Origin of the sequence: Streptomyces sp. Ac-502 (genome assembly GCF_045222935.1) — a bacterium.
GTDB classification, from domain to species: Bacteria; Actinomycetota; Actinomycetes; order Streptomycetales; family Streptomycetaceae; genus Streptomyces; species Streptomyces monomycini.
Map to the genome: position 1 here is coordinate 1,426,162 of NZ_JBHFFO010000001.1, position 8,633 is coordinate 1,434,794.

13 protein-coding genes and 1 pseudogene are annotated in these 8,633 nt (G+C 69.3%); 4 read left to right on the forward strand and 10 right to left on the reverse strand.

What is annotated here, in order from left to right:
* Positions 1-186: 186 nt before the first annotated feature.
* The 8 genes from ACEXOX_RS06405 to ACEXOX_RS06440 all read right to left on the reverse strand — a co-directional run bounded on the left by ACEXOX_RS06405 (position 187) and on the right by ACEXOX_RS06440 (position 3,254).
* Positions 187-381: a hypothetical protein gene (locus ACEXOX_RS06405; RefSeq protein ID WP_406519480.1), complete on the reverse strand. Its 195-nt coding sequence runs from the start codon at positions 379-381 to the stop codon at positions 187-189.
* Positions 378-716: a hypothetical protein gene (locus ACEXOX_RS06410; protein WP_406519481.1), complete on the reverse strand. Its 339-nt coding sequence runs from the start codon at positions 714-716 to the stop codon at positions 378-380. Before ACEXOX_RS06410 ends, ACEXOX_RS06405 begins: the two co-directional genes overlap by 4 nt.
* On the reverse strand, positions 713-1,015 hold the full coding sequence (locus ACEXOX_RS06415) for a hypothetical protein (protein ID WP_406519482.1): 303 nt from the start codon (positions 1,013-1,015) through the stop codon (positions 713-715). The genes ACEXOX_RS06410 and ACEXOX_RS06415 overlap by 4 nt, the downstream gene beginning before the upstream one ends.
* Positions 1,012-1,317, reverse strand: a complete 306-nt coding sequence (locus ACEXOX_RS06420; protein WP_406519483.1) for a hypothetical protein — start codon at positions 1,315-1,317, stop codon at positions 1,012-1,014. The genes ACEXOX_RS06415 and ACEXOX_RS06420 overlap by 4 nt, the downstream gene beginning before the upstream one ends.
* Positions 1,318-1,968: 651 nt before the next feature.
* The gene (locus ACEXOX_RS06425; protein WP_406519484.1) at positions 1,969-2,403 is read right to left on the reverse strand and encodes an HNH endonuclease signature motif containing protein; all 435 of its coding nucleotides are present in this window, start codon (positions 2,401-2,403) and stop codon (positions 1,969-1,971) included.
* Positions 2,400-2,624, reverse strand: coding sequence for a hypothetical protein (locus ACEXOX_RS06430; protein ID WP_406519485.1), 225 nt, complete (start codon positions 2,622-2,624; stop codon positions 2,400-2,402). The genes ACEXOX_RS06425 and ACEXOX_RS06430 overlap by 4 nt, the downstream gene beginning before the upstream one ends.
* Before the next feature lie 89 nt (positions 2,625-2,713).
* Positions 2,714-3,052, reverse strand: a complete 339-nt coding sequence (locus ACEXOX_RS06435) for a hypothetical protein (RefSeq protein ID WP_406519486.1) — start codon at positions 3,050-3,052, stop codon at positions 2,714-2,716.
* A complete protein-coding gene (locus ACEXOX_RS06440) occupies positions 3,030-3,254 on the reverse strand; it encodes a helix-turn-helix domain-containing protein (protein WP_406519487.1) in 225 nt (74 codons plus the stop codon). The genes ACEXOX_RS06435 and ACEXOX_RS06440 overlap by 23 nt, the downstream gene beginning before the upstream one ends.
* Before the next feature lie 257 nt (positions 3,255-3,511).
* On the opposite strand from ACEXOX_RS06440, the gene ACEXOX_RS06445 reads away from it, so the two are divergent.
* The 3 genes from ACEXOX_RS06445 (at position 3,512) to ACEXOX_RS06455 (ending at position 5,574) form a co-directional block, all read left to right on the forward strand.
* The gene (locus ACEXOX_RS06445) at positions 3,512-4,042 is read left to right on the forward strand and encodes a helix-turn-helix domain-containing protein (RefSeq protein WP_406519488.1); all 531 of its coding nucleotides are present in this window, start codon (positions 3,512-3,514) and stop codon (positions 4,040-4,042) included.
* Positions 4,043-4,147: 105 nt separating this feature from the next.
* Entirely contained in the window at positions 4,148-4,363 is a 216-nt protein-coding gene (locus ACEXOX_RS06450) for a hypothetical protein (RefSeq protein WP_406519489.1), read from the forward strand.
* A gap of 77 nt (positions 4,364-4,440) precedes the next feature.
* Complete coding sequence (locus tag ACEXOX_RS06455) at positions 4,441-5,574, forward strand: tyrosine-type recombinase/integrase (RefSeq protein WP_406519490.1); 1,134 nt, start codon at positions 4,441-4,443, stop codon at positions 5,572-5,574.
* 248 nt (positions 5,575-5,822) lie between these two features.
* Here the strand turns inward: ACEXOX_RS06455 and ACEXOX_RS06460 are convergent.
* A pseudogene (locus ACEXOX_RS06460) lies at positions 5,823-7,050 on the reverse strand (acyl-CoA dehydrogenase family protein).
* A 186-nt stretch (positions 7,051-7,236) separates the two neighbouring features.
* On the opposite strand from ACEXOX_RS06460, the gene ACEXOX_RS06465 reads away from it, so the two are divergent.
* On the forward strand, positions 7,237-7,965 hold the full coding sequence (locus ACEXOX_RS06465; RefSeq protein ID WP_406519491.1) for a TetR family transcriptional regulator: 729 nt from the start codon (positions 7,237-7,239) through the stop codon (positions 7,963-7,965).
* Between the two features lie 13 nt (positions 7,966-7,978).
* On the opposite strand, the gene def is transcribed toward ACEXOX_RS06465, so the two are convergent.
* A complete protein-coding gene (gene def, locus ACEXOX_RS06470; RefSeq protein ID WP_406519492.1) occupies positions 7,979-8,539 on the reverse strand; it encodes a peptide deformylase in 561 nt (186 codons plus the stop codon).
* Between the last annotated feature and the right edge of the window lie 94 nt (positions 8,540-8,633).

Genomic DNA, 8,633 nt, shown 5'->3' on the forward strand with positions numbered 1-8,633 from the left:
AGCCGCCATGCGGTGTGGTCGGTCTGCTGCTGCTCGACGGTCCGGCGGGCCGCGGCGAGCTGGTCCTCCAGGTCGGCGATACGGCGCAGTAGCAGGACCAGGACGAGGAAGTCGACGACGGCGACGGCCGGCGGGATGGCGGTCATGCGGCCCCCACCTCCGCCGCTGCTTCGGCGGCGGCCACGATCACGCGGGCCGGGACGTCGCCGGGAAAGTCGAAGGTGAACCGGTCGCCACGCCCCGTGCCGGACCGCTCAAGGAGGAGTCGCCGCAGTCGTTCGTGGCGGCCCACGAGGCGTCGCCTTTCACCAGCAGGCCGTGCCGTTTCTCCGTCCAGCCGCGGGCGAGGAGCATGCGCCGAACGTCCAGGCGTTCGCTCATGCGGCCCTCACCGCCTCCGCGACGGCCGGTGCCCACAGCTCGACGACCGCGGCCGGCTCGGGCACCGGCATCTCGGCGCTCGGCTCGGGCCAGGTGAAGACCACCGTCAACCGCTTCGGGTCGGACACGTCCAGCTGCCGGTGCAGCCGATGCTGACCCACCCGCTTCAGCACGGCCATCACGATCACGGGGTGCTGTACGGCCAGCTCGCCGGAGAGCAGGAGCAGCCCGTCGTCGGTACGGTCCGTGCGCCAGCTGCGCATCAGCGGGAACTGCTCGTCGCCCTCAGCCAGCGCGCGGATGATGCGGACGGTCAGGGTGTCGACGGTCGTCACGTCTCGTCACCGCCCTCACCCTTCAGGCGGGCGATCTCCGCGTGGGCCGCGGCGAGTTCGTCGGCGGCGGTGCGGGTCCGGTCGCGGTAGGCGATGATGCTGTCCCGCCATTCCTGCACGGCGGTGAGGATGCGGTCCGCCGTGGCGACCTGCTCATCCAGCGTCGCGGAACTCGGGAATTGCAGGTTGATGCTGTTCCGCATGTAGCCGTCGGGTTCGATGTACAGCACAGGGTGCGGCACAGCCCCGGCCCGGGCGGTGGCCTGCGACTCCAGGAAGAACGTCAGGTTGTAGCTCACAGCCCCTCCTTGGGGTGGGGGATGCCGGGCAGCGGCACGGCCGTGTCGGGGTCGGCGTCGAGAAGGTGGCGCTGCTCGGCGAGGCGGCCGTCAGTGACGTCGTGGGCCTGCTGGATTCGGTCCAGTTCGATGGCCATGAGGAGCTGGTCGCGCACCCGGCGGCAGTGCTCTTCGGTCGCGTTGTCCACGACCAGCCGCTTCTCCTGCCGGTCCCAGAGCGTCGCGAACACGCCGCTCCGGCCGATGACGTACCGCTCTGCGTGCGGTGCCTCGATCGCGGGGCGCGGGGTCGTCGTCGCCATCACCGCTCACCGCCGTTCTGTGCCTGCTCGTTGGCGAGATCGCGAAGGCGGCGGTACTCGCCCCCGGGATACCGCCAGGCGTGACGCCGACTCCGAGGCCGCCCATCAAGCTGCCGGAGCTCTGGTATTTCGGCCCGTCTTGCCTGTTGGCGCGGAGCTTCTCCGCCCATTCGTCCCAACTGAGGAAGGCGTGGGTGCCTGCGACCAGGGCGTCCCATAGGGCGATGGTCGGCGTCGCCAGGTCGCCCATCGGAAGGCTCGCGGCGTGCGCGACGGCGTTGCACAGGTCGCAGCAGCAGCAGTTGGGGTTGCCATCACCTGTGAGCTCACCCTCGAAGCGACCGAAGTCCATCGGGTCGTAGGCGAGGCACGAGACGCTGAAACCGTTGCCTGTCAGGCACGGGTGGAGGCACTTCTCCTGGCCGCACCGGCAGAGGGGAGTCGCCATCACGACTCACCCCCGGTGCGGGCGAGGGCGGTGCTGGCGTCGCGCCGCGTCTGCTCCAGCAGGAGGGTCAGCCTGGCGAGCCGGATGCGCAGCCGGTCGTTCTCGGTGGCCAGCTCACGCCCGGCCGCGCGCAGCTCGGCGGCAGTGGCGGTCTCGTCGTACAGCAGGTCGTCGATCTCGGCGCGGCGGCCGGGGGCATCGACTCAGTCATGACTCGCCGCCCTACGCCGGGCGCTGTACGCGTTGTTACGGGCCCGCTTGCAAACCCGGCACTCCCTGATTCCGTCCTTGTGCAGATAGACGTTCTCGGGGGTGAGTGCATGGCCGCGTCGGCAGATCACGAGCGACGAGCGGATCGCACGTCGCGTGTTCTCCGCGTGCGTAACCGCGCGGAGGTGATGCGGGTTCACGCAGTGCCGTACTCGGCACAGGTGGTCAATTTCCAGCCCTCCGGGAATGGGGCCCACGAACTCCGCATACGCGATGCGATGTACCGACAGGTTTCGCCCGGACACGTAGAGTTGCCCATAGCCCTGAGGAGTCCTTGCGCCACACCAGAGGATGCAGGCACTAGGGCCGGCCACGGATCGAGCGAATACGCGCTCCAGGGGGCTGGCCGACAGGCGACGGGCACTCATACCGCACCTCGCACAACCAGCGACCCGCGGGCCGGGACTGTGGCGAGCACCTTGTTGGCGCGGGCGATACGGGCCAGCTGTACCTCGCGGCCCTCGGCGTACACGGCAGCGGCCTGGGCGCGGACGGCGTCCTTGACGTGCTGCGGGAGGCCGCAGGCCTTGAACCAGTCGACCGCCGCCGGTACCGGGACGGGAGTGCCAGATGGGAAGATGGAGGTCACGTGCCTCCCCTTTCTTGATCCGTTCTCGGGGTGGTGCGTAGGCCCCGGCTGCCGGTGTGTGAGAGCCCGGCGGTTGGGGCCGCATACCGCTACGCGGCGGCGGGGGTACGGCGGCGGGTGAACTTGCTGGGCAGCACTTCGCCGTTCTCCTGCACCCACCGGATATGCGCCGCCGTCATGCGCGGGCTCTTGCCGACGTAGGTGAAGGGAATGCGACGGTCCTGGATGGCCTCGGTCACCCAGTTCTCGGTCTTACCGAGCAGGTGCCCGGCCTCAGCCGGCGTGTAGCACTTGAGGTCCGGGGCCACGGTCTGCAGCGGCACCGCCTTGGCCAGATGCTCGGCAGCTGCGGTCAGCCGCTCCAGCAGTGCCTGGTCGATGGGCGGCCCGGCCACGGTGGGGGGCTTAGCCAGGTCGTTCGTGGTCACAGGGCTTCTCCCTTGTGATGGCTTCTGTTGGGACGCTGAGCCCCGAAGCGATGTTGTGGAGGGTTTCGTCGGCGGCCCCTCGCTCCTCGGTCTCGATGCGAGAGAGGTAGCTGGCGTCGACGCCGATGAGGTGCGCGAGCCGCCTCAGGCTCATTCCGCGTGCCTCACGGATGGCTCTTATTGCGGCTCCGTTCGGTGTCACAACACCCAACGTAGACCCAACGAAGGCCGGATGCAATGGGGCTGCGCCGGATTGTTAGGGCTTTCCTTGGGTGCTGCACCGCTCTACGACTGGCGGATACCCTCTGGGCTCGGCGATGCCCGGCTTCGCGCTCCCGCCTCCATGCGCCCCTCTGTGCTTCAAGAGGCAACAAAAATGCTCCCCATGCACCGATTAATACTGGTCGTTTACGTGCTTGGCTGGGTGCGCGTTGCCTCCAGCTCAGGCATGATGGCCCCATGGGTAGGGACTGGAAGAGGCTCGCCGAAGCCATCAGGACGGCTCGCGAGGAGCGCAACCTCACGCAGGTCGAGGTCGCCGATGCCGCCGACGTCAGCGAGTCGACGGTGCAGAACCTGGAGTCGGGCATCGACCGGACCCGGCTCCCTCCATCCCTCGCGAAGATCGAGCCGGTGATCGGATGGGCGCCGGGCTCCGGCAAGACCGTCCTGGAAGGCGGCGAGCCCACTCGCGTCCCGATGGCCGTCGTCGACGCAGCCGCCCCGGCGGCTCGGGACAACCAGGCCGCCGTGTCGGACCTGCCGCTGCGGATCGTGCAGGAACTCGCGGACGGCCCTCTCCTGGATACTCAGGTCATGGACCTGACCCCGCTGGGATCCAGCGCGCGGATGATCGTGGTCGTGAAGGGCGAGACGGACGCCTCGCCGGAGCAGATCCGCCGCGACCTGCTGGCATGGGCCCGCGCCCAGGAGCGCCTGCAGACTCTAGGCGACGACGACGATCCGACCGCTTTGGTCAACGAGGGGTAACAGATCGCTCGTTGCGTCACTCCGACATCTCCACATCTGACCTGTCGGTGTGATTCCATAATCAAATACCGTCGAGGGGGCCACGCTCGGATGGTTGGGGGACCGATGCGTGTCCAGATACAGCGCGTCTCCGGTATGCCGCACAACGTGCAGGTGTTCGTCGACGACCGACCCGGTCGCGTCATGATCTACGTCGATACGGCTCTCGGAGAAGCCGAGGCGGAGGAAGCGATCTCTGAGGCGCTGACGGCGCTCACCAAGTACTGGAGGCGGGCCGAGAGCCCTACGGGGCAGCCTCGGCTCCGGGTCCACACAGGCTGATCGAGCTGTTGCCGGCCGCTTCGCTCCCCCACCTTGGAGGCGGCCGGCCTCTCAATCCGACACCGGTGAGGTGAGCCATGGCTTACGCCGAGAAACGCAACTACGACAAGGCCGCCCGCAAGTGGCGGTACCGCGGCCGCTACAAGCTGCCCAACGGCCGGTACGGCTCGGTGTCGCAGGATGACGACGGGCGCCCCTTCTACACCGAGAGGGCCGCCGAGCAGTACGCGCACGGTCTCGAAACCGATGTACGCCGCAAGACGTTCATCAATCCACGCGACGGCAAGCTGACTGTCCAGGAGTGGGCGGAAAGGTGGCTGCCTTCCATCGACGTTGGCCCTCTCACGGACAAGGAGTACCGCCTGCGACTGAGGAATCAGATCCTTCCCGAGTGGGGCAATGTCGCCATCGGCGACCTCTCGGCCACGACCGTGGCCGCCTGGGAGAAGGCTCTGCGCAGTCGGCTGAGCAAGAACTACGCCGACGGCGTGATCAGCGTCTTCCGCACGATGATGGACGACGCGGTCAGTGAAGGGCTTCGCCGCGAGAACCCCGTCACCGCCCGCAAGAGCCGCCGACGCGGCCGCTATCAGCCCAAGCAGGAAGAGGAGAAGGTCATCGCGACCCCTCGACAGGCGCTGCTGGTCGCCAGGAATGCGCTGGAGATGCGCGGCCTCAATGAGTACGCGATCGTCCTCGCCTCCGCGTACACCGGCCTGAGGATCGGCGAGCTGGCCGGTGTGCACCGCGATCAGCTGACCCTGAAGGACGGGAAGCGGGGGCCTCGCATCCACGCCACTCAGCAGAGTCAGTATGTAGGCGGCGTCTTCACTGAAATCGGCCCGAAGTACGACTCCGGGCGTGGGTTGATCATTCCTCGCTTCCTCGCCGAGCTGCTGCAGGAGTTGGTCGACTCCCGCCCTTCTGACTGGGTGTTCACCGGCCCGAAGGGCGGCCGGCTGACCCGTGGCGGTGACTGGTACGCGGAGACGTGGCGTCCGCTCGTCGACGGGCGCGCGCCCCGGGGGTGGTCCGCGGGGCCAAGTCCCGGGCGGGCATTCGTCCGGTACTGGGTATCGCAGGGATGGTGCCGCACGGCCTTCGGCACAGCCACAAGGTCTGGCTCGATGAGGGCGGGCACCCGCGGGTCGCGGTTGAGGCACGGATGGGGCATGTGCTGCAGGGCGTGGAAGGCGTATATTCGCACGTGACGCTTCCGATGGAGTTGAAGATCGCAGACCAGTTGCAGGGTCTGTGGGAAGACTCCCTCCGGCCGGTCATCGACCGCCGTGAGTACGGGCCGTTCCCTCCGTTCGTTCCCTTCCGTTGCAGACGATCTCCCAAAAATCTCCCACAAGCAGTCGCGCACTGATTCTGCGGCAGCCCAGAGCCCCATCCGCGACTTGGGTGGGGCTCTTTGCTTTGTGCGAATCTACGCGCGTCTTGCAGGTGTCATGCCCTAGCGGATCGGCACTCCCGCCACCGTCCGGGCGATGACCAGCCGCTGGATCTCGCTCGTCCCTTCGAAGATCGTGTAGATGGAACTGTCGCGGTGCATCCGCTCGACCGGGTACTCCCGCGTGTAGCCGTTGCCGCCGAGGATCTGCATGGCCTGGGCGGTGACCTTCTGGGCGGTCTCGCCGGCGAACAGCTTGGACATCGAGCCCTCGGCCGAGGTGAACGGCTTGCCCGCGGTGGCCATCCAGGAGGCGCGCCAGACCAGGAGGCGGGCGGCGTCGATCTGGGTGCGCATGTCGGCGAGCTGGAAGGCGACGCCCTGGTTGTCGATGATCGGGCGGCCGAACTGGACGCGGTCCTTGGCGTAGTCGAGGGCGACCTCGTACGCGGCGCGGGCGATGCCGACGGCCTGGGCGCCGACGGCCGGGCGGGACGCCTCGAAGGTGGCCATCGCGGCGTTCTTCAGGCGTTCGCCCCCGGATTCTTGGCCCGCTCGCGGGCCCGGGCCAGGCGCTCGTCCAGCTTCTCCTTGCCGCCGAGCAGGCAGTGGCCGGGTATGCGCACGTCCTCCAGGACGACCTCGGCGGTGTGCGAGGCGCGGATGCCGTGCTTCTTGAACTTCTGGCCCTGGGACAGGCCGGGGGTCTTCGGCGGGACGATGAAGGAGGCGTGGCCCTTGCTGCCGAGGTCCGGGTCGACGACCGCGACGACGACGTGGACGTTCGCGATGCCCCCGTTGGTCGCCCAGGTCTTGGTGCCGTTGAGCACCCACTCGTCCTTGGTCTCGTCGTAGACGGCGCGGGTGCGCATCGCGGAGACGTCGGAGCCCGCGTCGGGCTCGGAGGAGCAGAAGGCGGCCACCTTCACGTCCGCGGCGTCACCGTACATCTGCGGGATCCAGGTGCCGATCTGCTCCTCGGTGCCGTTGGCCAGTACCCCGACGGCGGCCAGGCCGGTGCCGACGATGGACAGGCCGATACCGGCGTCGCCCCAGAACAGTTCCTCCATGGCCATGGGGATGCCGAGGCCGGTCGGGTCGAAGAACTGCTGGGCGTAGAAGTCGAGCGAGTACAGGCCGATCTTGGCGGCTTCCTGGATCACCGGCCAGGGGTCTCCTCGCGCTCGTCCCACTCGGCGGCCGCGGGGCGCATCACGTCGGCGGCGAAGCCGTGGATCCAGTCCCTGACCTCCTTCTGCTCGTCGCTCAGCTCCATGGTGAACTCGGCCATGACCCCTCCAGCGCTTGCGTTCCCCGGGACGGACTCCGGGCAGTGCCACGTCGCGTGTTACTTGCGGTAACATGAGTGTGTTACCCATCAGTAAGGGATGTCAACTCCCCCGGGCCCCCCATCACCCCGCAGTGCGGGTGTTACGTTGCGCGAGCGTCACGGATTCACAAGGGCGGGGAGTGGGACATGGAAAACACCCAGCACGACGGCCGGCAGCAGGCCACCGCGGTGGAGCAGCCCGCCGCGCGGCACGGCGCCGCGGCGGGCCCGCCGCACACGGTACGGCGGCAGCAGACGGCCACCGAGCGGCGGCGCCGCGAACTGCTGGAGGCCGCGGACCGGGTGGTGCTGCGCGACGGCCCGGACGCCTCGATGAACGCCATCGCGGCGGAGGCCGGCATCACCAAGCCGATCCTGTACCGGCACTTCGGCGACAAGGGCGGGCTCTACCGGGCCCTGGCCGTACGGCACACCGACGCCCTGCTGGACGGACTGCGCGCGGCACTGGACTCCCCCGTACCGCGCCGGGACCGCGTCGAGGCGACGCTCGACACCTACCTGACCGCGATCGAGACCCGCCCGCAGGTCTACCGGTTCCTGATGCACCCCTCCGACGAGGGGCAGGGCGCCGACAAGGACACCGGCTTCGACGTCGGCCGGCACTCCGCGCCGCTGCTGCGCCGGCTCGGCGAGGAACTGGCCCAGGTGATAGGCGAGCGGCTGGACCTGGGGCCGGGCGGCGAGGAGCTGGCCCGGGTGTGGGGCCACGGGATCGTCGGTATGATGCACGCGGCCGGCGACTGGTGGCTGCGCGAACGCCCCTGCTCGCGCGCGCAATTGGTGCAGCACCTGGCGGATCTGCTGTGGGGGCGGCTGGCGGCGGCCGGGGACCAGCTGGGCGGGCCCGGGTTCTGAGGACCGGGCCCGATCACGAGCCCGCGACCCGTTCCCGTCCCGCCCACGACGCGCGGGACGCGGCCCGCAGGGCCCGGCGGCGGCGCAGGCCGGTGAGGTGGTCGAGGTAGAGGCCGCCCTGGAGATGGTCGCACTCGTGCTGGAGGCAGCGGGCGAAGAAGCCGGTGCCGGACACGGTACGCGGCTCGCCCGTCACGCTGAACCCCTCCACCACCGCGTGGTCGTACCGCGGGGTGCCGGCCTCGATGCCGGGCACCGACAGACAGCCCTCGGGGCCGCGCACCACGACGCCGTCGGCCTCCACCAGGCGCGGATTGACGAGGTGTCCGAGGTGGCGCCGGTCGTCGTCGTCCGGGCAGTCGTAGACGAACACCCGCAGCGGTACGCCGACCTGGTTGGCCGCCAGGCCGACGCCCTGGGCCGCGTACATCGTCGCGAACAGGTCCTCGACGAGCGTGGCGAGCCCGGCGTCGAAGTCGGTGACGTCCCGGCAGGCCGCGGCCAGGGCCGGGTCGCCGAGCAGGCGCAAGGGGCGCGGGCGGCCGGAGCTGCCGGGGATCGAGCGGGAACGCATGAGGGTAAGCGTACGTTCTGGAACGTGTGACGACGCAGGTCGTCGCGGGGTGCGAAGGCCGTGGCACGGGTGGCGGGATTCGGGGCCGCCGCCG

Bases quoted from the DNA above. Each gene is read 5' to 3' on its own strand.
- ACEXOX_RS06455 (WP_406519490.1), top strand. From the start codon at position 4,441: ATGGCTTACGCCGAGAAACGCAACTACGACAAGGCCGCCCGCAAGTGG.
- ACEXOX_RS06445 (WP_406519488.1), top strand. From the start codon at position 3,512: ATGGGTAGGGACTGGAAGAGGCTCGCCGAAGCCATCAGGACGGCTCGC.
- ACEXOX_RS06405 (WP_406519480.1), bottom strand. From the start codon at position 381: ATGAGCGAACGCCTGGACGTTCGGCGCATGCTCCTCGCCCGCGGCTGG.
- def (WP_406519492.1), bottom strand. From the start codon at position 8,539: ATGCGTTCCCGCTCGATCCCCGGCAGCTCCGGCCGCCCGCGCCCCTTG.
- ACEXOX_RS06450 (WP_406519489.1), top strand. From the start codon at position 4,148: ATGCGTGTCCAGATACAGCGCGTCTCCGGTATGCCGCACAACGTGCAG.
- ACEXOX_RS06420 (WP_406519483.1), bottom strand. From the start codon at position 1,317: ATGGCGACGACGACCCCGCGCCCCGCGATCGAGGCACCGCACGCAGAG.
- ACEXOX_RS06425 (WP_406519484.1), bottom strand. From the start codon at position 2,403: ATGAGTGCCCGTCGCCTGTCGGCCAGCCCCCTGGAGCGCGTATTCGCT.
- ACEXOX_RS06465 (WP_406519491.1), top strand. From the start codon at position 7,237: ATGGAAAACACCCAGCACGACGGCCGGCAGCAGGCCACCGCGGTGGAG.